The organism is Acinetobacter sp. LCT-H3 (assembly GCF_001866125.1).
GTDB lineage: Bacteria > Pseudomonadota > Gammaproteobacteria > Pseudomonadales > Moraxellaceae > Acinetobacter > Acinetobacter schindleri.
The window spans coordinates 225,877-251,921 of the sequence record NZ_MODX01000001.1 but is presented as its reverse complement, the minus strand read 5'-3'; the positions used below and the strand labels follow the sequence as shown (position 1 = coordinate 251,921).

Below are 26,045 nucleotides of genomic sequence, written 5' to 3'. Positions count from 1 at the left end.
CAGATTATTGCAATCATTTACGTGCAGTCTGAGCGCACATGTCTTATGCTAATCCCATCTCCTAGGAAAATTTAAAGACATGATGAAAAATTGGGTCGATCCTGAAGCAAAAGCTGAAGCTGAACGTTATGACAACCCTATCCCAAGTCGCACGCTAATTTTAGAAACCATAGAAAAGAATAATGCCCAGTCGCATGCCGACCTGGTGGAACATTTTGAAATTGCAGATCAAAAAAGTATTGATGCCCTGAGTCACCGCCTGATTGCCATGGTGCGTGATGGCCAGTTAATGAAAGATGGTTATAAATTCCAGATTGCTACTGAACAACCGGAATATGAAGCCACGGTGTATATCAATTCTAAAGGCATGGGTACAGCCAATATTTCCGGTCAGGATGATCTGTTACTGCCCGAGCGTGAATTGCGCCAGGTCTTTAATGGTGACCGCGTTAAAGTCCGCCAAACTTCAGTCGACCGCAAAGGTAAGGCCTGGGGTTTTATTACTGAAGTGGTACAACATCGTGTCAAACAGGTTATTGGTAAAGTCTGCCAGCATGAAGGTGAATATTTCGTACAACCTGCCAGTCCGAATGCGCATCAGCCCATCACCCTAGAAAAAGAACTGATTGAACATGCTCAGGTTAAAGTTGGTGATTCGATTCGTGTTGCGATTGATACTTACCCAACCAAAGAAGAATTTGCGACTGCGCATATTATCCAGTCAATGGCAGATAAAGCAGATACGGAAATCATCATTCCACAAACCATTCTGGAATATGGTCTGCCTTACGAATTCCCTGATGAAGTCATCAAAGAAGCAGAAAGTTTTAAAGAACCAAATGCTAAGGATCGAGAAGGTCGTATTGACCTGCGTGACCTGGCTTTAGTCACCATTGATGGTGAAGATGCCCGCGACTTCGATGATGCGGTGTATGCAGAAAAACGTCCTGGCGGTGGTTATCGTGTTGTCGTGGCAATTGCAGATGTGAGCCATTATGTCCGTGTTGGCAAGCCACTGGATGACGAAGCTCAGGAACGTGGTACATCGGTTTACTTCCCGCATTATGTCTTGCCGATGCTGCCTGAAGCACTCTCCAATGGCTTATGTTCCTTAAACCCGAATGTTGACCGTCTCTGTATGGTCTGCGACTTAAAACTGTCACGTGCAGGCCGTGTGACCAGTTTTGAGTTCTACCCTTCTGTGATGCATTCCAAAGCGCGTCTGACCTATAACCAGGTTGCACAGTATTTTGACGGTGACAGTAACGCGATTACTGAAGATCGTGATGTACGCAAATCACTGAATACACTATTCCAGCTGTATCAGGTGCTGAAAGAATTGCGTGCGGATCGTCATGCAATGGAATTCGAAACTGTCGAAACCTATATGACTTTCGATGAGCTGGGTGGTATTCAAGAAATTCTGCCACGCACCCGTAATGATGCGCATAAGCTGATTGAAGAGTGCATGTTGCTCGCCAACGTAGCGGCGGCTGAATATGCGCTGAAAAATGAAATTCCAATGCTGTACCGTGTGCATCAGCCACCAGAGTTTTCCCGTATTCAGAAAGTACGTGACTTCGTCAAGCTACTCGGTCTGAAATTCCCGGAACAACCCACCCAGAAAGATTATCAGGAAGTGATTGAAGCGACCAAAGACCGTATTGATGCCCCAAGTATTCATGCAGTCCTGTTACGCTCAATGATGCAGGCCTACTACGGCGCGAAGAACGATGGTCACTTCGGTCTGGCATATGATGCTTATACGCATTTCACCTCGCCGATCCGCCGCTACCCTGACCTGTTGTTACATCGGGCGATTAAAGCACAGTTGGCACAAAAACCATATCCGATTTCGGGTGCATCACTGGATGATGCCGGTGAGCATTTCTCTTCAACTGAACGTCGTGCTGATGAAGCTTCACGTTCTGTAACCACCTGGTTGAAATGTCACTACATGCAGCAGCATCTGGGTGAAGAATTTGTTGGCATTATCAGTGCGACTGCAGAATTTGGTCTGTTTGTTACCCTAAAAGATCTCTATGTAGATGGCATGGTACATGTCAGCCAGCTCGGTGATGATTTCTTTGTCTTTGATCAAAGCAGCCAAAGCCTGGTCGGTCAGAACCGTGGACAAATCTTCGGTCTGGGGGATGAAGTCAAGATCAAGGTTGCCGGGGTAAATCTGGAAGAACGTAAGATTGACTTTGAACTGGTACAACAGTTAACTCATGCTGGCCGTCAAATCCGCGCCCGTGCCCCCCGTGTCGCAGAGAAAAAGCCTTTAGTCCGTCCGGAAGCGACTGAACAAGTCTTTGGCAAACATGAACGCGAATCCAAAGCCAAAGATAATACAGATGGAGAACAACCCATACGACGCAAAAAAGACAAAGGAAAACCCAGTTCCTACAGCAAAAAGCCTGCTAAAAAATCTGCAGGAAAGCCTGAAACAAAGGATAAAGGTAAAGTAAAGAAAAAGGCCAAAGTGAAAAAGAAAAAATCCAATGCAAAGCCAAAGGGTGAATAATTTTCACAGTTAAAAAGAGCGCTACGGCGCTCTTTTTTATTTTCTATAGACCTAAATCTAAACAGCTTGACTAAATTATTGGAAAAGATATTTTTTAACGTTTTTAAAAGGGGTAACAAATGAAAAAAATTCTAACACCTATTCTAGCTGCATCATTTCTCTTCAGCGCAGGGTGTGCAACTATGTTTAATGGGTCAAGTCAAACTGTAAATATTCGCAGTAATGATGCCGAAGCTAAACTTTATGTGAATGAAGAATATATGGGGAAAAATAACGCCGTTTATACTTTTAAAAAGAAAGAAAATTATGTACTAAAAGCTGAAAAAAATGGCTGCAAAACAACAACAGTAATCCCTCAGAAAACTTTTGATCCTACTACGCTTCTAGGTTTATTTATTGACTGGGGTATTATTTCTATTTTAGTAGTCGATGGTGCTGCTACAGGCGCATGGCAAAAATTTAATCAAACAAGCTACATTGTAGATCCTGACTGTTAAAATTTAATAGCCTATAATTTTATATTTATAGGCTTTTTTAATAATTTTCATAGAAAATTTCTTTCTCTCAATATTCAAATAATAAATACCAGTTTCACCTTGATTTCCTTGCCAATAAGCCCTACATCTAGATTTAACATAGGAAATAAATCGGCAGACCGACATGACTTTAGAAAAGGCAACTTTGCCTGTTCCACAATTTGATCAGATTACGCTAGCAGAACTGAAACAAAAGATTGAAAGCTGTATTGCTGAAGGTCAAAAATTCCTGAATGAACTTACCGAAACACCGGATTCAGCTCAGGAACAGCTTGCCATTTTGGAACATGTCGACACACTTGAAAATAATATGAGTGAGGCTTGGGGCATTCTCTCGCATCTCAATGCCGTGAAAAACAATGCGGAAACGCGTGAAGTTTATCAAGCCTTATTACCGGGCTTAAGTGAATACTATACCCAACTCGGCCAACATACGGCCCTGTATCAAACTTATCAGCATGTGCATGATGCGCCGGTATTTACTGACCTGCCTACAGCACAGCAAAGCGCGATTAAATTAGCACTGCGCGACTTCAAACTTTCGGGCGTAGCGCTAGAAGGTGAAGCGAAAAAACGTTATGCAGAAATTTCCGCACGTTTATCTCAGCTATCTTCAGATTTTTCCAATCATGTATTGGATGCGACTCAAGCCTACTTCAGACCATTAAATGAGGATGAACTAGCAGGCTTATCGGCAAGTAATATTGAACTGCTCAAACAGTATGGCAAACAGCATGAACTGGATCAGCCCGTAGCCACTCTAGATTTCCCGTCCTATTTAGCCATTATGACCCATTCAGAAAACCGCAGTCTGCGTGAGGAAATCTATAAGGCCTATACCACACGTGCATCAGATCAGTCCGACAAGTCTGAATTTGACAATACAGCTGTGATGGAAGAAATCCTGAGTCTGCGTCAGGAAATGGCTGTACTCCTCGGCTTTAACAACTATGCTGAATATTCACTGGCCAGCAAAATGGCACCAAGTGTTGACGCTGTAGATGAGTTTTTACGTGATCTGGCTGAGCATGCGCGTGCGCCTGCTGAAAAAGAGATTGCCGAGCTGAAAGCAATTGCAGCAGAAGATGGTATTACCGAGCTGCAACCTTGGGACAGCAGTTATTATTCTGAAAAGCTGAAAATGCAGCAGTTCAATCTATCACAGGAAGCACTGAAACCTTATTTTCCGACCCCAAAAGTAATTCAAGGTCTATTCAGCATTGTGAACCGTCTGTATGGCATTCAGGTCATCGAACGTGAAGCTCCGCTTTGGCATCCGGATGCACATTATTTTGAACTGGAAGATCAGGGTGAAGTCATCGGTGGTTTCTACTTTGACCTGTATGCCCGTCAAGGTAAACGTGGTGGTGCATGGATGAGTGGTTTCCGCTCTCGCATGCGTACCCATGACGGCGTACAAAAGCCCATCTGTTATATGGTTGGCAACTTTACCCCACCGGTCGGCGACAAACCTGCCCTGCTAAGCCATGATGAAGTGATTACCCTGTTCCATGAGTTTGGTCATGGTCTGCATCATATGCTGACTGAAGTAGACAATATCTCTGTTGCTGGTACACATGGTGTGGCTTGGGATGCAGTTGAGTTACCAAGTCAGTTCATGGAATTCTGGGCCTGGGATCAGGACAGTCTAAATCTGCTCAGCGAGCATATAGAAACCAAAGAAGTCCTACCAGCAGATCTGCTGAAAGCCCTGCTAGATGCCCGTTTCTTCCAGTCAGGCATGCAAACCTTGCGTCAACTCGAGTTTGCCCTGTTCGATCTGACCATTCATCGTGCCAATCCAGCGCTGAACGCTGAACAGGTTCAGGCGACCTTGAATGAGATCCGAGACAAATATGCCGTGTTGCCAACGACACCGTATAACCGTTTCCAGCATAGCTTTAGCCATATCTTTGCAGGTGGCTATGCTGCCGGATATTATTCTTACAAATGGGCAGAAGTACTGGCCAGTGATGCCTTTGACCGTTTTGAAACAGAAGGTATTTTCAATACTGATACGGGTCATGCGTTCCGCAAGAACATTCTGGCAGTTGGTGGGAAAGACACTGCATTAGATGCTTTCGTAAACTTCCGGGGTCGTGAGCCGAAAATTGATGCCCTACTCCGTCATCAAGGTTGGACGAATACGGTAAAAAATGCTTAAACTAACGGTTTAAATTAATCAACAGGTGAGTATGATGACCATCAAGCGTCGTTTCATTGCAGGTGCTAAATGTCCAAAATGTCAGGCGATGGATCGGATTGTCATGCTGACCTCCGGCGAGAATGAATGGATTGAGTGTATTGAATGTGGCTATGAGGAAAACCGTCCAACCCACGTTGAGCAACCTGAAGTTCATGCTGTACCTGATGAAGTGGGTGTGATTCAGTTTAAACCGCGTTAAGTATAGAAAAATAAATAAGGTTGAACATATGAGTGTAGAGCAAAGGCATAGTTCTAAACTTTTAATGGGGATTATTGGGGCTTTAGTTACTGTCGTGATTCTGGTATTTGCTTATCAGTGGTTTAGTGCATCTTCATCTCAGGAAATACCTGAACAGGAAACTGTAACAGTTACTCCTGCTCAAGAGCCTATTAAGACTGAGGCAACGGCTCAAGTAGCTCCAATTGAAACAGAAGCAAATCTTGCCAATCGATTGGTACAGGACGATCTCATTAAAACTCCAGTACCTGAAAATCCTGCACTGGCCAAAGAGGAAATATCCCGTCTGGAAGATATCCAGTCACAGCTAGATGAGCAAAAAGCCATGCTAGATGCTCAGCACAAGGATGCCGATGAACTGATCAGGCTGAAGGAAGAACAGATCAAGCTACAGGAAGCCCAACTTGCAGAAAATTCATAATTTTTGATCAAAATAGTTCGCTAGAATATTCCACAATCTTCTAGCGATGCTTTCTTATGCCCAGCGCACCCCCTTCTGATCTGATTAAAGCCATCCTTCTACTCACCTGCTCGGCTTTGCTGTTCTCTATGATGGGTGTGTGTATTCGTTATGCTTCACATACGGTTGATAACGCGACCGTCGTATTTTTCCGTAATGCGGTGGGTATGTTGTTATTCCTACCTTTGCTGCTCAGTAAAGGTGTTGGTTTCTTTAAAACTGAAAAGTTATGGATGCATGTCTGGCGTTCTGTGGTGGGTTTAATGGCAATGTATGGTTTCTTCTATGCCATTGCCCATCTCAAGCTGTCTAATGCCATGGTGTTTACCTATTCCTCTCCAATTTTCATTCCCTTCATTGCCTGGCTATTTTTAAAAGAAAAGATCACCAAAGCGATGCTGCTTGCCGCTGCTATCGGATTTATTGGTGTCTTGTGTGTAACAAAGCCAGATTCGGGGCTGTTTAATCTCATGTCAGTGATTGGACTCAGTGCCAGCTTTTTAGCGGCTATGGCTTTTGTCACTGTACGTGCGCTAACAGATACTGAACCACCAGAACGGATCGTGTTCTATTTTTGCTTTATTGGCACACTGGTTTCAGTGATTCCGATATTCTGGCACTGGCGCCCTTATCATCTGACTGAACTGGCTTATCTGATTGCAGCAGGCGTTTTGGCTAATATCAGCCAAATCTTGATGTCCAATGCCTACAAGCTGGCACCTGCCGGACAGATCGGACCTGTCAACTATGTGGCGATCATCTTTGCCGGAATTTGGGGCTATATCTTCTGGAAAGAAATCCCCGATCTTATGAGCCTGCTTGGACTGGCCCTGATTTTCTCAGCCATTTTACTGTGTAGCCCCTTATTACAAAACCACTTTAAACGAAATCATCCGTCCTCTTAAAGGTAGCAATAAAAAAGCACCCGTAGGTGCTTTTTTAATATCCGATGTTAGTGATACCAGCCGAACAGCTTGAACAGGTAGGGTACATAGGCAATGATCAGCATTGCTGGCAGTAATACAATTACTGGTAGAATCCAACGCTCATAGCGGTAATAGAAGGACAAATGTCGTACCTCTGCATCTGCTTCTGCCACTTCAGCATCGCCAATCGACTGCCGGGCCAGCAGATGATTCAGTGCTACTGGTGGCGTCACATACCCTAGTTCAAAGCCAATCAGGGTGATCATCCAGAAATGTACCGGATGAATACCATATTGGTACGCTACGGGTGCTACCGTTGCGGAAATCAGAATCACGGCGCCGAACGGATCCATGATCATGCCCACAAAGATCATCAAACCAACAATCATGGTAATGACCAGAATCGTGCTGTTTATATCTGTCGGGAAAGCTTCCATGATTTCTAGACGTTCCAGCAAACCGCCAACGCTGACAGACAAAGCCATCAAAATGACCAGTGCACCGATATGCCCTACTGTTTCGCTGCTGGAAATATGCATGGATTTCCAGAAACCGAACTGACGTAAGGATGAACCAGGTGACGATTCAGGCTGTGCCGCTGTACCACCAATCCCATTCAGATTCATATTAAGACTTTCATCCCAATGTCCTACTGGTGGTATTGGTGCAGGCTGATAGCGCAGTTTGTCATACAGTACAATCATTAACAGGATGACTGGCATCATCACTGGTGCAGTGAACTCGTTCAGATTGGTCGACAATGCATATTTGTAGAACATCCAGATCAGTACAAAGATCACGATGTATGGAATCACAGCCAAGAAGGCACGACCTGATTGTGGTGCTGCTACGCCTGCTGGGGCAATACGGAACTTGCTTTCAGCAAAAAACAGTGAAATTACCAGGAACAGCGTCGAGCTCAGCAAGAATACATACACACCGTAGTGATACAGCAAGTCTGTCGTTACTTCTTTATTTAATGAGGCTACAACCACAATCAATAGACATGGACGTAATACGACACCCAGAGAACCCGACATGGCAGTGGCTGCCAAGGCAAACTGACGGCGACCGCCGGCATTCCAGACTTCCTTATAGATAATCGCACCAGCAGCAATGACGAAGATCCCTGATGCGCCGGTATAAGCGGTTGGCAATGCTGCTGCCAGCAGGATTAACCAGGTCAGGGTTTCCGGTGCCAAATTCCATGGACGCAGAATATTCAGGAACATATCCACGACACGAGTCTGTTTCAGCAACATACCAGCCCAGATAAACAGCGCCAAGTTCAGGAAGATGCTAGAGAACTCGACCAGCTGACCTAGATAAATCCCTTGCCCCATTGGATAATCCATGAAGAAGGTAAAGTTAATCCCGGTACTGATGGCCATATAGGCATACAGCGGTACGCTCAGGAAAGCCAGACCAAAACTGCCGCCTTCACGGGTAGGCTTCGGCAGCTTAATCACCTGGAACAGGCTGATCAGGGTTAAGGTGCTAAACAGAATCATCCACAGCCAATAGATATATTTCATCTCTCCCATGGCCACGCCAGAGTTCAGTACTGACTGATACTGGCTATAGGAGGAGAATGCCAGGAAAGCATTCGCGACGAGCATAGCCAGTGTATAGACCCGGAAATCAATTTTGGTGGCTGGGCTACGCAGGCCAATATGATGAGTTTTTAGAGTCGCACTGATAGCAGCAAATACCACCATAATCACCAGCAGCAACGCACGGTTTTCCACACCAAACTTGAACAGACCAAAGAAACTGGTTTCAAAGCTACGGTAAGCACGAATACTCGGATGAGCATTGATATGATTTATGGCCTGGGTATAGAAAGCATGAGACTCTTCACAAACCTGTTGCGCCTGCATGACTGCTGCACGTACATCAGCCTCGGAGCGCACTCCAAAGAAATCGGCATATTCATCGGCAGCATCAGCTTTCATTTGCTGTTGGACACGGCTATCGACATCGATGTTCCGTTCACATTGTGGTCGGGTTGGTTCAGCACGTAGGAATGAATACTGCATCCCCGTAGCTGGGTCGCCATAAAGCCGTTCACCCATGCGCAGCAATTGCCCATGGATCATTTCACCCGTACCAATGACAAGAGTCAGTAACAGCAAGACCAGTACGACAAATGTCGAGATCCATTCTGTCCAGATATAACGCAACAGACCTAGTCCCGATCTGTTTTCAGCATCATTTTGCATGTGTATTCCTATTGTTATTCTCTGGGAATGTCTACCATACTTGGCTTCCCTTTCCCTTTGTCTTGTAAGTCCGATTTACAGACCAATCTGATTATTATGCTTCTGACTCTGCACCAGACTGTGCGAAATGAAAATGACAATTTGCATTTTCTTTTTTGTTATTTATGCCAACTGCATCATTGATCCAGCCAGTAATTACCAATGATATATAGATTGGCCACTACAATCCCCCAGATCACCCCCAGCAAATGCGCTTCAACCAGTACTGGACTACCAATCAATTGGGCCGTGCCCTCACTGCCGATGGTATTTTCCCAGACCAGCTTGGCAAAAATCAGAAACAATACCAAGGCTGCAAAACTGCGTTCTTTCTTATACAACAGATGCACACAGGCCACGGCGGCATACGCACCATGCAAGACACCTGACAGTCCAGCATAAGCCTCGATATCTGGCAGGAAATAATAAAAGCTAAGACTGATCAGCGGAGGCAAGACCAGTAGAATACTGACGAAGTTCCACACCGAAACACGTGGAAAGATAAAGGGCAAGCAGATAAAGGCCAGCATATTCAGGAAATAGTGTGTCCAGCCAACGTGCACCCAATGTGCCGTCCACAGCCGCCAGGGCTCACTTATCAGGCTAGCTTGCCAAAAGATAAAACTATCTTTAAATATCTGCAGCCATGCGCAGAAAGCAACAAAGACTGCCAGAAAGACAATCTTGTTACGAAGATAGTGATCATGCATCTGCATCGCTTAGTCCCTTAACGTATGTCAATTTAGGTCCGCCTTAATGTACGGACCTGACTGGATCAGGAATCCGCATTAAACAGATCATCAAGGTCAGATGCTGTATCCGCTTCATCCCAGAAACGTTGCATGCCATCGTCTCCAGTGCGAACGCCGGTATGCTCGGTCCAGTAACGGTCTGCAATGCCACCCACCATAATCGAAGCCATACTGTCGATCAGCTTGAATTGTGGATTGACCGGCTTTTCATCAGAACGTGCCTGTGCAAAAGTTTTCAGCGCATCACGTAACTTGGCATCATCACCTGATGCCTGAGCAGCTACGGCATAAAGTGCATGTGATAAACGCACACCTTTCTGTTCACCAATCTGGGTCGACTGTTTCAAGGTCTGATATGGATCCGGCTTGCCATCACCTGCGCCTGGCAACAAGGTCCAGATCACGGCACGTGTAGCATTTGGTGCGCCCCAGAATTTTTCATTGTTCAGACAGGTCATCCCGCGTTCTACCACAGCAGCGATGTCCTTCGGTACCTGCACCGCTCCACCCGAGTTAATATCATTGGTCATGGCTTGTAGGCCACTGAGCATGCCCAGCAGATAGACAGTCTGTTCTGTATCACCCTTCAAGGTTGGGCAACTCTCACCCAGCGCGACATTATATTTTTTCTCGTAACGCTTCTGGAACATCTGGTAACCGGTATATTGACGCTGTGCAGCCAATGCTGCCCAACGTTTCTGCTCTACGCGAGCATCCTGCGCCTCAGTAACCTGATTGGCTTTAGATGCACGCATATAGCGTAGTTCGGCATCTAGCGCTTTCTGCTCCGCACAAATACCGGCTGCAGAGTACATCAGTACTGCAACACGGGTCGGATCTGCCCCCATCTCCTTGGTTGACATGATCGCTGGTGTTAAGGCATTGCCTGAATTACACACCATTTCTGCATCATCCATCGCCAGAATTGGTGGCACTATATGTTTTTCAGTGAAACCCAGCGCCACATTGGCACCCGTTTTAACCACCTGTGAGCAACCTGTTAAAGCCGTTGTTGTTATTACTATGGCCGCCATACCTTGGCATATTTGTTGGACTTTTGACATTTTCCTGTCCTCTATAATTGTGATTATGTCCATGCTGCTAAACATAGCAGATGAACTATATGAATTAAAGAGTATTTACTCTAAATTAGATGAGTCACTTTGCCATTGATTACCGGTTCTGCAATTGACTTGATCGAAAGAAATACTGAATTTTGGGCAAAAAAAAGTAGCATTGCGACGGTTCAGCACATGCTACTTATTAACTGGGAAAGCTTTAACTTATCGTTTTAGCTTGTTAATGTGATTGAGTTGAAATTTGTTCCCTAACTATAGTGCCGAGTCGTCCAATGACCAGTGCCAGAATTACCGCGATTACTGGAAATATCCACGTTGGAAATTCCATATTAATCTCCTCTGTTGACTTCGGTGATTCAAATGTACCTGTTTAAAATAAAAGCAATTAAGAAAATTGTCAGACAATTCAAATATTTTCCGAAGAATTATGTGAATTGTCTGACAAAGGATCAGTATATAAAGATAAGAATTTGAAAAATATATAATTTTAATTTTGATGAAAATACCGATTGCCTGGCAATCAGATCATTTTCGTAAGGACTTTCAATGACTTCCATTGTTGTGTTGGTAACTGGTCACACCAGATCAGCAATGGCGGTATTTTGGCATGCTGAAAATACACCACCAGATAAGCTTGGTGATCAATCACATGACTGATCTGGGCACGCTGTATGCGCTGATCATGATGGGTAATGGTCCATTCCCGACCATCCAGATATTCAAACTGGGCGATCTGCGGACGCTTGCGATAAAACAGATGATAGATGATCAGTCCTGCAACCAGACAGATTCCCCATAGCCATAAGGGCAATAACTGGTACATCACAAACATCAACACAATAAAAATGAAAAACTGAAACGCAAGTGCAAGCAGGCTGCGTTTCAGCTGATAACAACGACTATCCATGAACGTAGTGTTTAAGCTTGTTAATAAACTCACGTAATTCAGGACGTGGCGGTTCGGATACTTCCATAAACCAGTCCAGCAGGTCCGGGTCTTCTTGCGCTACGAGTTCAGCAAACATTTCTTTTTCAAATGGGTCTGCTGTCAAATAGCAGTTTTTGACATAGGGATCAAAATACACATCCAACTCTTTAAGACCACGACGTGCGCGGTAAATCACTTTACGCTCTTCCAGGCTGATGTCTTCAGTCATCATATTTCCCCAACGTGTTAAAAACATGAGTAGTTTACCTAAGCGCCAAGTAATTTTCGAGGGAATTGGCGGAAAGCATCAGCATTATCTGTATTTTGTACATTTCGCACATTGTCCCCAGATAGACCCTGCCCTTATGTTCATGAGAACAATAACCAGAACAAGGAATCCTGATCATGCAATCTGCTGCGATTCGACCACTGCCGCATCTTTTACCGCGTACTTTGTTTAATGCTGAGCATGATGCTTTCCGCGAGACGGTGCGCAAATTCTATGAAAAGGAAGTCATTCCGCATACCGAACGCTTCGAACAGCAACAACACGTAGATCGCGAGCTGTGGAATAAGGCAGGAAGCCTAGGGCTACTTTGCCCGACTTTACCAGAACAATATGATGGTTCAGGTGTGGATCGGCTTTACAGTATGATCCTGATTGAAGAGCAAGCTTATGCCGGTGACTCAGCAACCGGTTTTTCCCTGCATTCTGATATCGTGGCGAATTATATTCTGAATTTCGGCAATGAAGCCCAGAAACAGCAATGGCTAGCAAAAATGGCCAGTGGCGAAGTGATTACTGCGATTGCGATGACTGAACCCGGCACAGGTTCAGATCTTCAGGCTATACGCACCAGTGCCGTGTTGGAGGGTGATGAGTATGTGATTAATGGCTCGAAAATATTTATCACCAACGGCTATCTTTGCGATATGGCAATTGTAGTGTGTAAAACAGGCGATAGTGACAAAGGCTCAGCTAATCTTTCATTGATCATGGTAGAAGCTGACCGTGCTGGTTTTAGTAAAGGCAAACCGCTAAATAAAATCGGCATGAAAGGCCAGGATACCTGTGAACTATTCTTTGATAACGTGCGTGTTCCTAAAGAAAATTTATTGGGTATGCCCGGTATGGGTTTTATGATGCTGATGAAAGAACTGGCTTGGGAACGTCTGATTGTGGCAATGATCTGTCAGGCAGGCGCTGAAGCTGCTTTTGCACATACGGTGAAATACACTAAGGAACGTCAGGCTTTTGGCAAACCTATCTCAGCATTTCAGAACACTCGTTTTAAGCTGGCGGAACTACGTACTGAAATCGAAATCTGTCGAGCTTATCTGGATTGTTGTATGCAACAACAGTTACAGCAACAGCTAGGCGTAGATGCAGCTGCTGCCGCAAAATACAAAATTTCAGAAATGTTCAGCAAGGTAGTCGATGAATGTCTGCAACTGCATGGTGGATATGGCTATATGCTGGAATATCCAATTGCTCGTGCCTACATCGATCATCGTGCGAACCGTATATATGCTGGAACCAATGAAATTATGAAAGAATTGATCTCACGAGCAATTTAATTCAGATCATATAAACAGATAAAAAAAGGAGCATTTAATGCTCCTTTTCTATAGGTTCAGATATTAAGATACCAGACGTGGTTTAACTTTTTTGCCATTAACTTTTCCCTGTTCAACTTTAGATTTAAACTGAAGAATATCATCCTCGAAAGTTGCAGTTTTAAGATCTTTACGGTCAGCTAAATAATTATTGCTGACACGCCAAGGGCCATGCTTACCTTGTTTTGGCATGACGTTTGCGGCACGGGCAATATAACCTGAGGTCAGGCTGCCCATCACCGTATCTTCGAGTAACTCTGCAGCATTACCTTCTGGTAATACCTCATCAAAACCGTTCATATCCATATAGTTCAGCAGACGGCAGATATATTCGGCTGCGATATCTACTTTCAGTGTCCAAGATGCATTGATATAGCCAATAATCAGCGCCATATTCGGAATATCACTCACCATCACGCCGCGATACAACATATGTTTAGAGGTATCGATGGGCTTGCCATCAATGGAAGCCTGCATCCCGCCCAAAATCTGAATATTTAATCCTGTTGCTGATACGATAATATCGGCGTCAAGATGTTTACCGGATTTAAGCTGAATACCGGTTTCCGTAAATTTCTCGATATGGTCAGTCTCTACCGATGCACGACCTTCACGTAAAATTTTGAATAAATCTCCATCCGGTACCACGCACAGACGCTGATCCCAAGGCTCATAGTCCGGGGTAAAGTGTTTCATATCCACCTTACCCTTAAGTTGGAACTTCACCGCATTTAAAAGCAGCTTTTTAAGCAATTTTGGCTGTTTTTGTGCCAGCGCATAAATCCCGCGCTGCATACCAATGTTTCGTGCACGGGTAAGCTTATAAGCCATATCTTCAGACAGATACTTACGCATCTTGTCATAGACCATATCAATGGATGGTACCGAAGCAATATAGGTCGGTGAACGCTGCAACATAGTCACATGGCCTGCTCCGCCTTTGACCATCGCTGGAACTAACGTAATAGCAGTTGCACCACTACCAATAATTACCACTTTTTTACCGCTATAATCGAAGTTCTCCGGCCAATGTTGCGGATGAATAAAAGTTCCTTTAAATGCATCCTGATTTGGAAATTCTGGTTGAAAACCTTTGTCATAATTATAATAACCAGTACAACCCAAAACAAAATTCGCTACCCAGGTTTCAGTCTTACCTTGAGCATTTTCGATTTTCACTGACCATTTGTGCGTATGAGTATCATAATTAGCATTTAAAACACGGTGCTGATAGTGAATTCTGGATTCAAGTTGATATTCTTCTACTACTTCAGCCAGATAGTTTTTAATTGATGCACCGTCAGCCAACACGCTGGCTTTTTTCCAAGGTTTAAAATTAAAGCCAAAAGTCGACATATCAGAATCTGAACGGATGCCCGGATATTTAAATAAATCCCAAGTACCACCTACGCTTTCCCGACGTTCAATAATTTCAAAAGAACGCTTCGGACAATTTTTAGAGAGATGTGCTGCTAAACCAATTCCCGAGATACCTGCACCCACAATTAAGATATCAACCTGTTTTTCCATATTCTTCTTTTAACCCAAGTTTGTCATTTATTTTATTAAAGCACAAAACTGACAATACTCCATGTCAAGTTTGTGTGTTTGCCCTATTTTTTTTATCTTTTGGGGACATTTTTATAGCTAAACCGATAATCAATTTATAAAAAGATAAATTTTAGGCATTAAAAAAGGCCGGTTTATTCAACCGACCTTTCCGAACAACGTTTGCTGCTCTTCACGAAATTAGTTAACTTCGCGATCTACTAGCTCAACGTAAGCCATCGGTGCAGCATCACCTGCACGGAAGCCCGCTTTAAGAACACGTAGATAACCGCCGTTACGCTCTTTGTAACGAGGGCCAAGAACGGTAAATAATTTACCAACAGTTGCAGCTGAACGAGTACGAGCAAACGCCAAACGACGGTTTGCTACTGTATCGACTTTAGCTAAAGTGATTAAAGGCTCAGCAACACGGCGTAATTCTTTTGCTTTAGGCACAGTTGTTTTGATCAACTCGTGCTCGAACAAAGAGTTAGCCATGTTTTGGAACATCGCTTTACGATGACTGCTTGTACGGCCTAATTTCACACCACTATTACGATGACGCATGGTGATAGTCCTACTTAATTAACGGCTACGATAGGCGAAACGATCGTCCATACGGAGACTAGCTGGTGGCCAGTTCTCTAAACGCATGCCGAGTTGTAAGCCTTTAGAAGCCAGAACATCTTTGATCTCAGTAAGCGATTTTTTACCCAGGTTAGGAGTTTTAAGTAACTCAACCTCAGTACGCTGTACAAGATCACCAATGTAGTAAATGTTTTCTGCTTTCAAACAGTTAGCAGAACGAACAGTTAGCTCTAGATCATCTACTGGACGAAGCAAAATCGGATCAACTTCTTCACGAGGTTCTTGAGCAACAGGAGCTTGATCTTTCTGAAGATCAACAAAGATTGCAATTTGTTGTTGCAAGATTGTTGCCGCTTTGCGGATTGCTTCTTCAGGATCAACTGTACCGTTGGTTTCAAGATCAATGATCAGTTTATCAAGGTCAGTACGTTGTTCTACACGAGCATTTTCAACTGTGTAAGACACACGTTTGATCGGGCTGTAAGATGCATCTAACTGTAAACGACCCACTGGGCGAGTCTCGCCTTCTGGGAAACGTGAGTCAGAAGTCTCATAGCCACGGCCTTGAGCCACTTTCAGGCGCATCTTAAGATTGCCTGAAGCACTTAATGTGCCGATCAAGTGTTCAGGGTTAACCACTTCAACATTATGAGGTAAACGAAGGTCAGCCGCAGTTACATCGCCTGGACCTTGTTTCTCTAATGTTAAATAAGCTTCATTTTGATCGAACAGCTTAATAGACAATCCTTTTAGGTTCAGCAAGAGCTCGACGATGTCCTGCTGCAAGCCTTCCAAAGTACTGTACTCGTGCTCAACACCTTCAATCTCAACTTCAACCACAGCAGCGCCAGGCAAAGAAGACAGAAGGATGCGACGTAAAGCATTGCCCAGAGTATGACCAAAGCCACGCTCTAAGGGTTCTAGAATAACTTTTGCCGAGGTCCCGCTTGCCGCTTCGACCTTGATCGCTTGCGGAGTTAGAAACTCATTTGCAGTACGCGTCATATTGCTACCTCAAGGATTATTTAGAATACAATTCTACAATCAAGCTTTCGTTGATTTCAGCAGGTAAATCAGAACGATCCGGTGCAGCTTTGAACGTACCTTCTAGTTTAGAATGATCTACTTCCATCCAAGAAGGAATGCCACGTTGAGCAGCTAATTCAATTGCGTTTTTGATACGTAATTGTTGTTTAGCGCCTTCGTGAACTGCAATCACGTCACCAGCTTTAACTTGGATAGACGCGATGTTAACGCGACGGCCATTTAAAGTGATTGAACGGTGAGATACTAACTGACGAGCTTCAGCACGTGTAGAACCAAAACCCATGCGATAAACAACGTTATCAAGACGGCTTTCAAGTAACTTTAACAAGTTCTCGCCAGTTGCGCCTTTAACACGAGCTGCTTCTTTATAGTAGTTACTAAATTGACGCTCTAAAACACCGTACATACGACGTACTTTTTGTTTTTCACGTAATTGTAGTGAGTACTCAGATTGTTTGCTGCCACGCGCACCACCGTGTTGGCCAGGCGCTTTAGCATGTTTTTTAGTCTTAACGTCAAATGGTTTAACGCCAGATTTTAATTGCAGGTCTGTCCCTTCGCGGCGAGAGAGTTTGCATTTTGGACCAATATAACGAGCCATGAATGTTTCTCCTTACACGCGACGTTTTTTAGGTGGACGGCAACCGTTGTGAGGAATTGGAGTCACATCGGTAATGCTATTAATTTTATAACCCACTGCACCTAAAGCACGAACCGCAGATTCACGACCTGGACCAGGACCTTTCACAAGGACGTCCAAGTTTTTCAAACCGTAATCCAAAGCTGCTTTACCAGCAACTTCAGCAGCTACCTGAGCAGCGAACGGAGTTGATTTACGTGATCCACGGAAGCCTTGTCCACCTGAAGTGGCCCAAGCCAGTGCATTACCTTGACGATCGGTAATAGTCACAATGGTGTTATTAAAAGAAGCGTGAATGTGTGCAACACCTTCAGAGACGGTACGAGTGACCTTCTTGCGTGTGCGAGTATCTTTAGCCATCTTTTAGCTTCCAGAAATCTTATTTCTTAATTGGTTTGCGCGGACCTTTACGGGTACGTGCGTTAGTTTTGGTGCGTTGACCGCGGACAGGCAAGCTGCGACGATGACGAAGACCGCGGTAGCAGCCTAAATCCATTAAACGTTTGATGTTCATGGAAATTTCGCGACGTAAATCACCTTCGGTCGGAACCTTGGCAACTTCTGCACGAATCGCATCAAGCTGAGCGTCATCTAATTCACGGATCTTAGTCGTTGGAGCAATACCTGCAGCAGCTAAGATAGCTTTTGAAGTATGGCGACCAATACCAAAGATATACGTTAGAGAGATAACAGCATGCTTGTTATCCGGAATGTTTACACCGGCAATACGAGCCATTCAATTTTCTCCAAAAAGGCAGTAGAGATAATCAACCGCCCCACAAAAATCTTGAGGGGCGGATAATAACCTAATTCGCCTACTGAAATCAACAGGTCTTGATCAGATTAACCTTGACGCTGCTTATGACGAGGTTCTGCGCTACAAATTACGCGGATAACCCCATTACGACGGATAACTTTACAGCTACCACAAATTTTCTTTACAGAAGCTTGTACTTTCATGATGAAACCTCTAAGTGCGCTATCCCTTAGGATGAGCAGTCGTTTTTCTCATTAATGTTTGATTGTCATACTGGTGCGAAGTGAGATGTGCTTGTAGCTGAGCCATAAAGTCCATCACCACCACTACCACGATTAGCAACGATGTTCCGCCCAAGCTGAATGGAATACCAAACGAGCTCTGCAAGATCATCGGCATTAAACAGATGACAGTGATGTAAATCGCGCCAATAAAGGTCAAACGATTGAGAATATGATCTAAGTAACGAGCAGTTTGCTCACCTGGACGAATACCAGGCACGTAAGCTCCGCTGCGTTTCAAGTTTTCTGACACTTCTTTCGGGCTAAATACTAGCGCAGTATAGAAGTAACAGAAAAAGATAATTAACGCACCAAAGAGCACCAAATACAACGGCTGACCAGGCGACAACACCAATGCCAAATCTTGCAGACTACGCTTAATAATTCCTGCATCAGGATCCGCACTGCCAACCCACTGACCTAAGCTCGCTGGGAACAAAAGCAATGAACTTGCAAAAATTGCAGGAATCACACCGGCCATATTAATTTTTAATGGCAAATGTGTCTGCTGTGCAGTAAATACGCGACGACCCTGCTGCTTCTGAGCATAGTTGACCGGAATACGACGTTGCGCCTTCTCGATAAACACAATTGCTGCAAGCACGGCGATGGATAACAATGCAAATATCGCCAGACCAATAAGACTAGACTGACCATTATCGACAGAAGTCAGGGACTGCATAACCAAAGTTGGCAGACCTGCAACAATACCTGCGAAGATGATCATGGAAATACCATTCCCCACCCCACGCTCGGTAATCTGTTCACCCAACCACATCAGGAACATGGTCCCCGCAACCAATGAGGTTACCGCAGGAACATAAAAAGCCAGACCAGAGGTCAGGGTAATTCCCTGGCTGATCAAGCCCGCGCACATACCGACCGCTTGCACAAATGCAAGGAACAGTGTGCCCTGTCGTGTGTATTGATTTATTTTACGTTTGCCTTGCTCGCCTTCTTTCTTTAAAGCTTCCAGCGAAGGAACGACTGTTGACATCAGCTGCACGATAATCGATGCAGAGATGTATGGCATAATCCCAAGAGCAAGAATAGACATTCGCTCCAATGCACCACCAGAGAACATGTTAAACAAACCAAGGATCGTACCTTGGTTTGCATTAAACAAATTCTCCAGCGCAGCATTGTTAATGCCCGGTACTGGAATATGTGCTCCCAGTCGAAACACCAACAACGCACCAATGAGAAACATCATTCGACGAATAATTTCACGGTATTTCACATGAAATGGTTGGCCTTTCATCATGTTGACATGACCTGAAGAACTAGGAGACATAGACACTGGAGATTACTCCTCGACTTTACCGCCAGCAGCTTCAACAGCAGCTTTAGCGCCTTTAGTCAACACAACACCTTGTACAGTGAATGCGCGAGTAATTTCACCAGAAAGTACGATACGTGCACGAGTCATGTCTTTACGTACAACGTTCGCAGCTTTTAAAGTTTCTAGAGACACGATGTCGCCTTCAACTTTAGCAAGCTCAGATAAACGTACTTCAGCAGTTTTCAAAGCCTGTTGGCTAGTGAAACCGAATTTAGGCAAACGACGATAAAGTGCTGTTTGACCGCCTTCGAAACCTGGACGAGTACCACCGCTCTTACGTGAGTTTTGACCTTTGACACCACGGCCACCGGTCTTACCAACGCCAGAACCAATACCACGGCCTAGACGTAGGTTGTCACGCTTAGCACCTTCTGCAGGTGCAATAGTATTTAAACGCAGAGTCATGGCTTATTCCTCTACACTAACCATATAGTAGACTTGGTTGATCATACCACGGTTAGATGGAGTGTCTAACACTTCAACAGTATGACCAATACGACGCAGACCTAAACCTTTAAGGCTCAGCTTGTGATTTTTCAAGCGATGCGATGCAGATTTAGTCTGGGTAACTTTAATCGTTTTCATGATTATTACCCTTGAATTTGTTCTACTGAAAGACCACGTTTCGCAGCAACTTTCTCAGGAGAAGTCATATCACGCAGACCTTTAAAAGTCGCGTTAACTACGTTAGCAGCGTTAGTAGAACCGTAACATTTAGCAAGTACGTTGTGTACACCAGCAGCTTCAAGAACGGCACGCATAGCGCCACCAGCGATTACGCCAGTACCTTCAGAAGCAGGCTGCATGTAAACACGGCTTGCACCGTGACGAGCATTCACAGGGTGTTGTAAAGTCGTACCAGCAAGATCTACAGTGATCATGTTGCGACGAGCAGCTTCAAGTGCTTTAGAAATAGCAGCTGGAACTTCACGTGCTTTACCACGACCAAAACCTACGCGACCATTACCATCACCTACCACAGTCAATGCTGTGAAAGAGAAGATACGACCACCCTTAACAACTTTGGCTACACGATCAACGGCAACCAGCTTTTCAACAAGACCTTCGTTTTGTTCAACTTTAGCCATGATTAGAACTCCAAGCCGTTTTCACGAGCAGCATCAGCCAAGGCTTTGATACGACCATGATATTTGAAACCAGAACGGTCAAATGCAACTTTAGTTACACCAGCTGCCTTAGCGCGTTCTGCGATTAAAGCACCTACTTTTTGAGCTGCTTCAACATTACCAGTTGTACCAGCACGTAGAGTAGCGTCTAATGTAGAAGCTTGCGCTAATACTTTGCCACCATCTGCTGAGATAACTTGAGCATAGATGTGACGCGGAGTGCGGTTTACACACAAACGAGTCGCACCCAATGCACGGATGTGCAAGCGTGTGCTTTTCGCACGACGCAAACGGGATTGTTTCTTTTCGTTCATAAGAACCTCGCGCCTTATTTCTTCTTAGCTTCTTTACGAAGTACAACTTCGTCAGAATAACGAACACCTTTACCTTTATACGGCTCTGGTGGACGGTAACCACGGATTTCCGCAGCAACTTGACCTAATTTTGCTTTATCAGCAGATTTTAGGATAATTTCAGTCGCTGTAGGAGTTTCTGCAGTTACACCTTCAGGAAGGTTGTAGTCAATCGGGTGAGAGAAACCAAGGTTAAGGTTAACAATGTTACCTTTAACCGCAGCTTTATAACCAACACCGATAAGTTGTAACTTACGTTCGAAACCTTCGCTAACACCTTTAACAAGGTTGTTAAGCACAGCGCGAGCAGTACCAGCCTGCATCCAAGCGTCTTTAGATTCAGCTTTAGGAGCAATAACTAGAGTACCGTCTTCCTGTTTTAGCTCGACCAGCGCATGCAGGTTGAAAGACAATGTACCTTTAGTGCCTTTCACTTCGACCTGCCGGCCGTTCTGAGTAACTGCTACACCGTTAGGTACAGTTACTGGGGCTTTAGCCACACGAGACATGAGGAATCACCTATTAAGAAACAAAAGCAATAACTTCACCACCAATGCCTGCAGCACGTGCAGCGCGATCAGTCATGATGCCTTTGCTTGTAGAAACAATTGCAATACCTAAACCTTGCTTAACGCTTGGAAGTGCATCTTTACCGCGATACTGACGTAGACCTGGACGGCTTACGCGTTTCACAGTTTCGATAACTGGTTTGCCTTCAAAATATTTTAACGTAATAGTTAAAGTTGCCTTGCCTTCAACATCAGCAACTTCTACGTTTGAAATGTAACCTTCTTGTTGAAGAACGTTTGCAATAGCAACCTTCAACTTAGAATTAGGCATAGAAACAGTTTGTTTCTTCGCCATTTGTGCGTTACGAACACGTGTTAGCATGTCGGCAACGGTATCTTGCATACTCATTTATAGTGCTCCTTACCAGCTTGCCTTAACAACGCCAGGTACATCACCTTGCATTACTTTTTCGCGTACCATGTTACGGCTTAAACCGAACTTACGGAAGTAACCATGAGGACGACCAGTTAAACCACAACGGTTACGTAGACGTACTGGAGATGCATTACGTGGTAATGCTTGTAATTTCATCATCGCTTCGAAACGTTCTTCGTCTGATGCATTTACGTTAGCAATAACAGCTTTTAATTCAGCACGTTTTGCAGCGTATTTAGCAACAGTAGCTTCGCGTTTCAATTCGCGATTAATCATACCTTTCTTAGCCATTTCGACCTCTTATTTGAACGGGAAGCCGAATGCACGCATAAGCGCACGGCCTTCGTCATCGGTGCGAGCAGTCGTAGTGATGGTAATGTCCATACCACGAATACGGTCAATCTTGTCAAAATCGATCTCAGGGAACATGATCTGTTCTTTAAGACCCATTGAGTAGTTACCACGACCATCAAATGATTTCGCTGAGAAACCACGGAAGTCACGGATACGAGGAATCGCAATAGAGATCAAACGGTCTAAGAATTCGTACATGCGTTCGCCGCGTAAAGTAACTTTACAACCAATCGGCCAACCATCACGGATTTTGAAACCAGCGATAGATTTACGAGCTAACGTAAGTACTGGTTTTTGACCAGCGATAGCTTGCATATCAGAAAGAGCACCATCAAGGAGTTTCTTGTCAGCAGCAGCTGCGCCAACACCCATGTTGATAGTGATTTTAGTGATGCGAGGGATCTCCATCACATTCTTAACACCCAATTGTTCTTGTAATTGAGCTTTAAGTTCGTCGTTGTAACGTGCTTTAAGTCTGGCCATTGCCTTTTTCAACCTATTACTTCGCTACCGCCACTGATTCACCATTTGATTTGAATACGCGAGTTTTCACGCCATCAATCACTTGGTAACCAACACGGTCAGCCTTTTGGGTTGTAGCATTAAAAAGTGCCACGTTTGAGATGTGAAGAGAAGCTTCTTGAGTTACGATGCCGCCTTCAGCGCCAGTAGCTCGGTTAGGCTTCTGATGTTTCTTAACCAGGTTAAGACCTTCTACCTTCACTTGGTCATTTGAAACAGACAGAACAGTACCCTGTTTGCCTTTTTCTTTACCTGCGATCACAATTACTTGATCGCCTTTTTTAATCTTAGCCATGATTGCCTCTTATAGAACTTCAGGAGCCAATGAAATAATTTTCATGAACTGTTCAGTACGAAGTTCACGAGTCACTGGTCCGAAAATACGAGTTGCAATCGGCGCTTTGTTGTTGTTCAAAATAACAGCAGCGTTATCGTCAAAACGAATCACTGAACCATCTGGACGACGGATGCCGAATTTAGTACGAACTACAACTGCATTCATCACGTCACCTTTTTTAACACGTGCGCGTGGAATTGCTTCTTTTACAGTAACTTTAATAATGTCGCCAACAGAAGCATAACGACGATGTGAACCACCAAGTACTTTAATACATTGTACGCGGCGAGCACCACTGTTGTCTGCTACGTCGAGCATAGTTTCGGTCTGAATCATTGCCCTACTCCAAAACCGAGCATCACCGGTCGCAAATTCGAAAGGCTCAAAGAGTACTCGAATTTGACCGATGATGCAACAAGAACGTTAATTACTCAGCAGCTGCTTCAATAACTTCAACTAGAGTCCAAGACTTAGTTTTAGAAATTGGGCGGCTTTCTTTGATTGTTACAACATCACCAGTTTTAGCTGTGTTGTTTTCATCATGAGCATGTAATTTTGTTGAACGGCGGATTGATTTGCCATACAACGGGTGTTGAACACGACGTTCGATAAGCACAACAATAGACTTGTCCATTTTGTCGCTTACTACTTTGCCTGTTAACGTGCGGACTGTTTGTTCACTCATTGTCCGTTCCCCTGTTTTTCGGTAAGGAGGGTCTTGATACGAGCAATAGTCTTGCGAGTTAATTGCACTTCGTGCGATTTACCCAATTGACCAGTTGCTTTCGCCATACGAAGACGGAATTGGTTAAGCTGTTGCTCATCAAGCAAAGCTGTCAACTCTTCTACCGACTTTTCACGTAGATCTTTAGTTTTCATTACATTACCGTCCGAGTCACGATAGTGGTTTTAAACGGAAGTTTAGCAGCTGCAAGCGTAAATGCTTCGCGAGCCAATTCTTCGTTAACACCATCAATTTCGTACAAGACTTTACCTGGTTTGATTTGGCAAACCCAGTACTCCACAGAACCTTTACCTTTACCCATACGAACTTCAAGAGGTTTAGAAGTAATAGGTTTGTCCGGGAAGACACGGATAAAGATCTTACCACCACGTTTAATACGACGGCTGATAGTACGACGCGCTGCTTCAATTTGACGCGCAGTCATTTGACCACGTTCAATTGATTTAAGAGCGATTGTACCGAAAGATACTGAACTACCGCGGTGTGCAAGACCAGTGTTACGGCCTTTTTGCACCTTACGGAATTTCATACGTTTAGGTTGCAACATGGATTATTCTCCTTTTTCAGCAGAACGATCATTGCGACGACCACGACGCTCTTGACCTTCACCACGACCGCGACCGCGTTTAGCTGGACGTTCTTCAGCTGGAGCTGGGTTCATGACTTGTTTCATGCCGCCCAAGATCTCACCACGGAAGATCCAAACTTTAACACCAATCGTACCGTAAGTAGTTTCAGCACGCATAGTAGCATAGTCGATGTCTGCACGAAGTGTATGTAGAGGTACACGACCTTCACGATACCATTCAGTACGAGCGATCTCAGCACCACCTAAACGGCCTGAAACTTCAACTTTGATACCTTTAGCGCCAGCACGCATTGTGTTTTGAACCGCACGCTTCATAGCACGACGGAACATTACACGTTTTTCTAATTGAGAAGCGATAGCTTCAGCAACAAGACGTGCGTCTAAGTCTGGACGATCGATTTCGTTGATGCTTACTTGCGCAGGAACACCCATGATAGATGTTAATTCGCGTTGTAATTTCTCAATGTCTTCGCCTTTTTTACCGATAACGATACCAGGACGAGCAGTGCTAATAGTTACTTTAGCAGCGCCTGTAGGACGTTCGATAAGAATATTGCTGATCATTGCATTCTTAAGTTTTTTAGTTAAAAACTCACGAACTTGCAAATCTTTAAGCAAGTATTCAGCGTATTGTTTCGGACTCGCATACCAGTTAGCGTTATGACGTTTCACAACACCTAGGCGGATACCGATTGGATGAACCTTCTGACCCATATCAAACCCCTACCTTAACGGTAATGTGACAAGTACGCTTAGTAATACGATCTGCACGGCCTTTAGCACGTGGCATAATACGTTTCAGGCTCATGCCTTCATCAACGTAGATCGTAGAAACTTTAAGGTCGTCTACATCTAAACTGTTATTGTGTTCAGCGTTTGCAATTGCAGACTCTAACGCTTTCTTAACTAGGACTGCAGCTTTTTTGTTGCTGAAGTTCAAAATGTTAAGTGCGTGCGCAACAGATTTGCCGCGGATAAGATCTGCAACCAAACGAGCTTTTTGTGCCGAGATAGCGGCACCGCGTAATTTAGCAGTTACTTCCATCATAGCACCTATTAACGTTTAGATTTCTTGTCAACACCGTGACCACGGTAGGTACGAGTTGGTGCAAATTCACCAAGCTTGTGTCCAACCATATGTTCAGAGATGATCACTGGAACATGGTTACGGCCATTGTGTACAGAAATTGTTAAACCAACAAAATCCGGGAGGATCATCGAACGACGCGACCAAGTTTTGATCGGCTTACGGTTATTAGCCGCGATAGCCGCTTCAACCTTAGCGAACAAGTGCGCATCGACGAATGGGCCTTTTTTCAGAGAACGAGGCATTGTCAGAT

The 26,045-nt window shown here is 44.4% G+C and carries 35 protein-coding genes and 1 pseudogene; 7 read left to right on the top strand and 29 right to left on the bottom strand.

Translation table 11 applies throughout. From position 1 onward, the window contains the following. The first annotated feature begins 79 nt into the window (after positions 1-79). The 6 genes from rnr to BK820_RS01280 all read left to right on the top strand — a co-directional run bounded on the left by rnr (position 80) and on the right by BK820_RS01280 (position 6,872). Positions 80-2,527, top strand: a complete 2,448-nt coding sequence (gene rnr, locus BK820_RS01305; RefSeq protein WP_071319865.1) for a ribonuclease R — start codon at positions 80-82, stop codon at positions 2,525-2,527. Positions 2,528-2,646: 119 nt separating this feature from the next. Beyond that, the gene (locus BK820_RS01300) at positions 2,647-3,024 is read left to right on the top strand and encodes a hypothetical protein (RefSeq protein WP_071319864.1); all 378 of its coding nucleotides are present in this window, start codon (positions 2,647-2,649) and stop codon (positions 3,022-3,024) included. Between the two features lie 163 nt (positions 3,025-3,187). Then, a complete protein-coding gene (locus tag BK820_RS01295; RefSeq protein WP_071319863.1) occupies positions 3,188-5,227 on the top strand; it encodes a M3 family metallopeptidase in 2,040 nt (679 codons plus the stop codon). 40 nt (positions 5,228-5,267) lie between these two features. Beyond that, positions 5,268-5,468 carry a YheV family putative zinc ribbon protein gene (locus tag BK820_RS01290; protein ID WP_171260576.1) on the top strand — a complete coding sequence of 67 codons (201 nt, stop codon included), beginning with the start codon at positions 5,268-5,270 and terminating at the stop codon, positions 5,466-5,468. Positions 5,469-5,496: 28 nt separating this feature from the next. Further along, the gene (locus BK820_RS01285) at positions 5,497-5,928 is read left to right on the top strand and encodes a hypothetical protein (protein ID WP_071319861.1); all 432 of its coding nucleotides are present in this window, start codon (positions 5,497-5,499) and stop codon (positions 5,926-5,928) included. Between the two features lie 56 nt (positions 5,929-5,984). After that, complete coding sequence (locus tag BK820_RS01280) at positions 5,985-6,872, top strand: DMT family transporter (RefSeq protein ID WP_071319860.1); 888 nt, start codon at positions 5,985-5,987, stop codon at positions 6,870-6,872. Between the two features lie 47 nt (positions 6,873-6,919). Here BK820_RS01280 and BK820_RS01275 read toward each other — a convergent pair whose 3' ends face one another. The 5 genes from BK820_RS01275 to BK820_RS01255 form a co-directional block, all read right to left on the bottom strand. Beyond that, positions 6,920-9,115: a TRAP transporter large permease subunit gene (locus tag BK820_RS01275; protein WP_071319859.1), complete on the bottom strand. Its 2,196-nt coding sequence runs from the start codon at positions 9,113-9,115 to the stop codon at positions 6,920-6,922. Positions 9,116-9,291: 176 nt separating this feature from the next. Next, positions 9,292-9,870 carry a rhombosortase gene (gene rrtA, locus BK820_RS01270; protein ID WP_081405842.1) on the bottom strand — a complete coding sequence of 193 codons (579 nt, stop codon included), beginning with the start codon at positions 9,868-9,870 and terminating at the stop codon, positions 9,292-9,294. A gap of 59 nt (positions 9,871-9,929) precedes the next feature. Next, a complete protein-coding gene (locus BK820_RS01265; RefSeq protein WP_034592054.1) occupies positions 9,930-10,970 on the bottom strand; it encodes a hypothetical protein in 1,041 nt (346 codons plus the stop codon). 535 nt (positions 10,971-11,505) lie between these two features. Then, positions 11,506-11,892, bottom strand: coding sequence for a protein YgfX (locus tag BK820_RS01260; RefSeq protein ID WP_071319858.1), 387 nt, complete (start codon positions 11,890-11,892; stop codon positions 11,506-11,508). Further along, positions 11,885-12,142, bottom strand: a complete 258-nt coding sequence (locus BK820_RS01255; RefSeq protein WP_008302635.1) for an FAD assembly factor SdhE — start codon at positions 12,140-12,142, stop codon at positions 11,885-11,887. The genes BK820_RS01260 and BK820_RS01255 overlap by 8 nt, the downstream gene beginning before the upstream one ends. A 176-nt stretch (positions 12,143-12,318) precedes the next feature. Between BK820_RS01255 and BK820_RS01250 the strand changes: the two genes are divergently transcribed. Next, on the top strand, positions 12,319-13,491 hold the full coding sequence (locus BK820_RS01250; RefSeq protein WP_071319857.1) for an acyl-CoA dehydrogenase family protein: 1,173 nt from the start codon (positions 12,319-12,321) through the stop codon (positions 13,489-13,491). 63 nt (positions 13,492-13,554) lie between these two features. On the opposite strand, the gene BK820_RS01245 is transcribed toward BK820_RS01250, so the two are convergent. The 24 genes and pseudogenes from BK820_RS01245 to rpsS all read right to left on the bottom strand — a co-directional run bounded on the left by BK820_RS01245 (position 13,555) and on the right by rpsS (position 26,037). Next, complete coding sequence (locus tag BK820_RS01245) at positions 13,555-15,060, bottom strand: flavin-containing monooxygenase (RefSeq protein ID WP_071319856.1); 1,506 nt, start codon at positions 15,058-15,060, stop codon at positions 13,555-13,557. A gap of 219 nt (positions 15,061-15,279) precedes the next feature. Beyond that, complete coding sequence (rplQ, locus tag BK820_RS01240; RefSeq protein WP_004786886.1) at positions 15,280-15,645, bottom strand: 50S ribosomal protein L17; 366 nt, start codon at positions 15,643-15,645, stop codon at positions 15,280-15,282. A gap of 18 nt (positions 15,646-15,663) precedes the next feature. Beyond that, entirely contained in the window at positions 15,664-16,671 is a 1,008-nt protein-coding gene (locus BK820_RS01235; RefSeq protein WP_004809777.1) for a DNA-directed RNA polymerase subunit alpha, read from the bottom strand. A gap of 16 nt (positions 16,672-16,687) precedes the next feature. Beyond that, entirely contained in the window at positions 16,688-17,314 is a 627-nt protein-coding gene (rpsD, locus tag BK820_RS01230) for a 30S ribosomal protein S4 (protein ID WP_004809780.1), read from the bottom strand. A 12-nt stretch (positions 17,315-17,326) separates the two neighbouring features. Further along, positions 17,327-17,713 carry a 30S ribosomal protein S11 gene (gene rpsK, locus BK820_RS01225; protein ID WP_001040166.1) on the bottom strand — a complete coding sequence of 129 codons (387 nt, stop codon included), beginning with the start codon at positions 17,711-17,713 and terminating at the stop codon, positions 17,327-17,329. A 19-nt stretch (positions 17,714-17,732) separates the two neighbouring features. After that, positions 17,733-18,089 carry a 30S ribosomal protein S13 gene (gene rpsM / locus BK820_RS01220; RefSeq protein WP_004281492.1) on the bottom strand — a complete coding sequence of 119 codons (357 nt, stop codon included), beginning with the start codon at positions 18,087-18,089 and terminating at the stop codon, positions 17,733-17,735. 107 nt (positions 18,090-18,196) lie between these two features. Beyond that, positions 18,197-18,313, bottom strand: a complete 117-nt coding sequence (gene rpmJ, locus BK820_RS15030) for a 50S ribosomal protein L36 (protein WP_000867907.1) — start codon at positions 18,311-18,313, stop codon at positions 18,197-18,199. A gap of 19 nt (positions 18,314-18,332) precedes the next feature. Beyond that, positions 18,333-19,652, bottom strand: coding sequence for a preprotein translocase subunit SecY (gene secY / locus BK820_RS01215; RefSeq protein WP_171056626.1), 1,320 nt, complete (start codon positions 19,650-19,652; stop codon positions 18,333-18,335). A gap of 45 nt (positions 19,653-19,697) precedes the next feature. After that, positions 19,698-20,138 carry a 50S ribosomal protein L15 gene (gene rplO / locus BK820_RS01210; protein WP_004809786.1) on the bottom strand — a complete coding sequence of 147 codons (441 nt, stop codon included), beginning with the start codon at positions 20,136-20,138 and terminating at the stop codon, positions 19,698-19,700. 3 nt (positions 20,139-20,141) lie between these two features. Further along, entirely contained in the window at positions 20,142-20,318 is a 177-nt protein-coding gene (rpmD, locus tag BK820_RS01205) for a 50S ribosomal protein L30 (protein WP_004809788.1), read from the bottom strand. Positions 20,319-20,323: 5 nt separating this feature from the next. After that, positions 20,324-20,821 carry a 30S ribosomal protein S5 gene (rpsE, locus tag BK820_RS01200; RefSeq protein WP_004657688.1) on the bottom strand — a complete coding sequence of 166 codons (498 nt, stop codon included), beginning with the start codon at positions 20,819-20,821 and terminating at the stop codon, positions 20,324-20,326. Positions 20,822-20,823: 2 nt separating this feature from the next. Continuing rightward, a complete protein-coding gene (gene rplR / locus BK820_RS01195; RefSeq protein ID WP_004281497.1) occupies positions 20,824-21,174 on the bottom strand; it encodes a 50S ribosomal protein L18 in 351 nt (116 codons plus the stop codon). Positions 21,175-21,188: 14 nt separating this feature from the next. Further along, the gene (gene rplF, locus BK820_RS01190) at positions 21,189-21,722 is read right to left on the bottom strand and encodes a 50S ribosomal protein L6 (RefSeq protein WP_004809790.1); all 534 of its coding nucleotides are present in this window, start codon (positions 21,720-21,722) and stop codon (positions 21,189-21,191) included. A 13-nt stretch (positions 21,723-21,735) separates the two neighbouring features. Next, positions 21,736-22,131: a 30S ribosomal protein S8 gene (gene rpsH / locus BK820_RS01185; protein WP_004809793.1), complete on the bottom strand. Its 396-nt coding sequence runs from the start codon at positions 22,129-22,131 to the stop codon at positions 21,736-21,738. Between the two features lie 12 nt (positions 22,132-22,143). Next, positions 22,144-22,449, bottom strand: a complete 306-nt coding sequence (rpsN, locus tag BK820_RS01180) for a 30S ribosomal protein S14 (protein WP_004809795.1) — start codon at positions 22,447-22,449, stop codon at positions 22,144-22,146. 9 nt (positions 22,450-22,458) lie between these two features. Then, complete coding sequence (rplE, locus tag BK820_RS01175; RefSeq protein ID WP_004809796.1) at positions 22,459-22,995, bottom strand: 50S ribosomal protein L5; 537 nt, start codon at positions 22,993-22,995, stop codon at positions 22,459-22,461. A 16-nt stretch (positions 22,996-23,011) separates the two neighbouring features. Then, on the bottom strand, positions 23,012-23,329 hold the full coding sequence (gene rplX / locus BK820_RS01170; RefSeq protein ID WP_004809797.1) for a 50S ribosomal protein L24: 318 nt from the start codon (positions 23,327-23,329) through the stop codon (positions 23,012-23,014). Positions 23,330-23,338: 9 nt separating this feature from the next. Further along, positions 23,339-23,707, bottom strand: a complete 369-nt coding sequence (gene rplN / locus BK820_RS01165) for a 50S ribosomal protein L14 (protein WP_001982634.1) — start codon at positions 23,705-23,707, stop codon at positions 23,339-23,341. Between the two features lie 91 nt (positions 23,708-23,798). Continuing rightward, the gene (gene rpsQ, locus BK820_RS01160) at positions 23,799-24,056 is read right to left on the bottom strand and encodes a 30S ribosomal protein S17 (RefSeq protein WP_004809803.1); all 258 of its coding nucleotides are present in this window, start codon (positions 24,054-24,056) and stop codon (positions 23,799-23,801) included. Continuing rightward, a complete protein-coding gene (rpmC, locus tag BK820_RS01155; RefSeq protein ID WP_004786915.1) occupies positions 24,053-24,250 on the bottom strand; it encodes a 50S ribosomal protein L29 in 198 nt (65 codons plus the stop codon). The genes rpsQ and rpmC overlap by 4 nt, the downstream gene beginning before the upstream one ends. Next, on the bottom strand, positions 24,250-24,663 hold the full coding sequence (gene rplP, locus BK820_RS01150) for a 50S ribosomal protein L16 (RefSeq protein WP_004809805.1): 414 nt from the start codon (positions 24,661-24,663) through the stop codon (positions 24,250-24,252). Before rplP ends, rpmC begins: the two co-directional genes overlap by 1 nt. Further along, positions 24,642-25,419 (bottom strand): annotated as a pseudogene (gene rpsC / locus BK820_RS01145) (30S ribosomal protein S3). Before rpsC ends, rplP begins: the two are co-directional and overlap by 22 nt. A 1-nt stretch (position 25,420) precedes the next feature. Then, on the bottom strand, positions 25,421-25,750 hold the full coding sequence (gene rplV / locus BK820_RS01140; protein WP_001982638.1) for a 50S ribosomal protein L22: 330 nt from the start codon (positions 25,748-25,750) through the stop codon (positions 25,421-25,423). An 11-nt stretch (positions 25,751-25,761) separates the two neighbouring features. Then, positions 25,762-26,037 (bottom strand): 30S ribosomal protein S19, encoded by a 276-nt coding sequence (gene rpsS, locus BK820_RS01135; protein ID WP_004673001.1) that lies wholly within the window; start codon positions 26,035-26,037, stop codon positions 25,762-25,764. Between the last annotated feature and the right edge of the window lie 8 nt (positions 26,038-26,045).

Bases quoted from the DNA above. Each gene is read 5' to 3' on its own strand.
- rnr (WP_071319865.1), top strand. From the start codon at position 80: ATGATGAAAAATTGGGTCGATCCTGAAGCAAAAGCTGAAGCTGAACGT.
- BK820_RS01300 (WP_071319864.1), top strand. From the start codon at position 2,647: ATGAAAAAAATTCTAACACCTATTCTAGCTGCATCATTTCTCTTCAGC.
- BK820_RS01295 (WP_071319863.1), top strand. From the start codon at position 3,188: ATGACTTTAGAAAAGGCAACTTTGCCTGTTCCACAATTTGATCAGATT.
- BK820_RS01285 (WP_071319861.1), top strand. From the start codon at position 5,497: ATGAGTGTAGAGCAAAGGCATAGTTCTAAACTTTTAATGGGGATTATT.
- BK820_RS01280 (WP_071319860.1), top strand. From the start codon at position 5,985: ATGCCCAGCGCACCCCCTTCTGATCTGATTAAAGCCATCCTTCTACTC.
- BK820_RS01275 (WP_071319859.1), bottom strand. From the start codon at position 9,115: ATGCAAAATGATGCTGAAAACAGATCGGGACTAGGTCTGTTGCGTTAT.
- rrtA (WP_081405842.1), bottom strand. From the start codon at position 9,870: ATGCAGATGCATGATCACTATCTTCGTAACAAGATTGTCTTTCTGGCA.
- BK820_RS01265 (WP_034592054.1), bottom strand. From the start codon at position 10,970: ATGTCAAAAGTCCAACAAATATGCCAAGGTATGGCGGCCATAGTAATA.
- BK820_RS01260 (WP_071319858.1), bottom strand. From the start codon at position 11,892: ATGGATAGTCGTTGTTATCAGCTGAAACGCAGCCTGCTTGCACTTGCG.
- BK820_RS01255 (WP_008302635.1), bottom strand. From the start codon at position 12,142: ATGACTGAAGACATCAGCCTGGAAGAGCGTAAAGTGATTTACCGCGCA.
- BK820_RS01250 (WP_071319857.1), top strand. From the start codon at position 12,319: ATGCAATCTGCTGCGATTCGACCACTGCCGCATCTTTTACCGCGTACT.
- BK820_RS01245 (WP_071319856.1), bottom strand. From the start codon at position 15,060: ATGGAAAAACAGGTTGATATCTTAATTGTGGGTGCAGGTATCTCGGGA.
- rplQ (WP_004786886.1), bottom strand. From the start codon at position 15,645: ATGCGTCATCGTAATAGTGGTGTGAAATTAGGCCGTACAAGCAGTCAT.
- BK820_RS01235 (WP_004809777.1), bottom strand. From the start codon at position 16,671: ATGACGCGTACTGCAAATGAGTTTCTAACTCCGCAAGCGATCAAGGTC.
- rpsD (WP_004809780.1), bottom strand. From the start codon at position 17,314: ATGGCTCGTTATATTGGTCCAAAATGCAAACTCTCTCGCCGCGAAGGG.
- rpsK (WP_001040166.1), bottom strand. From the start codon at position 17,713: ATGGCTAAAGATACTCGCACACGCAAGAAGGTCACTCGTACCGTCTCT.
- rpsM (WP_004281492.1), bottom strand. From the start codon at position 18,089: ATGGCTCGTATTGCCGGTGTAAACATTCCGGATAACAAGCATGCTGTT.
- rpmJ (WP_000867907.1), bottom strand. From the start codon at position 18,313: ATGAAAGTACAAGCTTCTGTAAAGAAAATTTGTGGTAGCTGTAAAGTT.
- secY (WP_171056626.1), bottom strand. From the start codon at position 19,652: ATGAAAGGCCAACCATTTCATGTGAAATACCGTGAAATTATTCGTCGA.
- rplO (WP_004809786.1), bottom strand. From the start codon at position 20,138: ATGACTCTGCGTTTAAATACTATTGCACCTGCAGAAGGTGCTAAGCGT.
- rpmD (WP_004809788.1), bottom strand. From the start codon at position 20,318: ATGAAAACGATTAAAGTTACCCAGACTAAATCTGCATCGCATCGCTTG.
- rpsE (WP_004657688.1), bottom strand. From the start codon at position 20,821: ATGGCTAAAGTTGAACAAAACGAAGGTCTTGTTGAAAAGCTGGTTGCC.
- rplR (WP_004281497.1), bottom strand. From the start codon at position 21,174: ATGAACGAAAAGAAACAATCCCGTTTGCGTCGTGCGAAAAGCACACGC.
- rplF (WP_004809790.1), bottom strand. From the start codon at position 21,722: ATGTCTCGTGTGGCTAAAGCCCCAGTAACTGTACCTAACGGTGTAGCA.
- rpsH (WP_004809793.1), bottom strand. From the start codon at position 22,131: ATGAGTATGCAAGATACCGTTGCCGACATGCTAACACGTGTTCGTAAC.
- rpsN (WP_004809795.1), bottom strand. From the start codon at position 22,449: ATGGCTAAGAAAGGTATGATTAATCGCGAATTGAAACGCGAAGCTACT.
- rplE (WP_004809796.1), bottom strand. From the start codon at position 22,995: ATGGCCAGACTTAAAGCACGTTACAACGACGAACTTAAAGCTCAATTA.
- rplX (WP_004809797.1), bottom strand. From the start codon at position 23,329: ATGGCTAAGATTAAAAAAGGCGATCAAGTAATTGTGATCGCAGGTAAA.
- rplN (WP_001982634.1), bottom strand. From the start codon at position 23,707: ATGATTCAGACCGAAACTATGCTCGACGTAGCAGACAACAGTGGTGCT.
- rpsQ (WP_004809803.1), bottom strand. From the start codon at position 24,056: ATGAGTGAACAAACAGTCCGCACGTTAACAGGCAAAGTAGTAAGCGAC.
- rpmC (WP_004786915.1), bottom strand. From the start codon at position 24,250: ATGAAAACTAAAGATCTACGTGAAAAGTCGGTAGAAGAGTTGACAGCT.
- rplP (WP_004809805.1), bottom strand. From the start codon at position 24,663: ATGTTGCAACCTAAACGTATGAAATTCCGTAAGGTGCAAAAAGGCCGT.
- rplV (WP_001982638.1), bottom strand. From the start codon at position 25,750: ATGGAAGTAACTGCTAAATTACGCGGTGCCGCTATCTCGGCACAAAAA.
- rpsS (WP_004673001.1), bottom strand. From the start codon at position 26,037: ATGCCTCGTTCTCTGAAAAAAGGCCCATTCGTCGATGCGCACTTGTTC.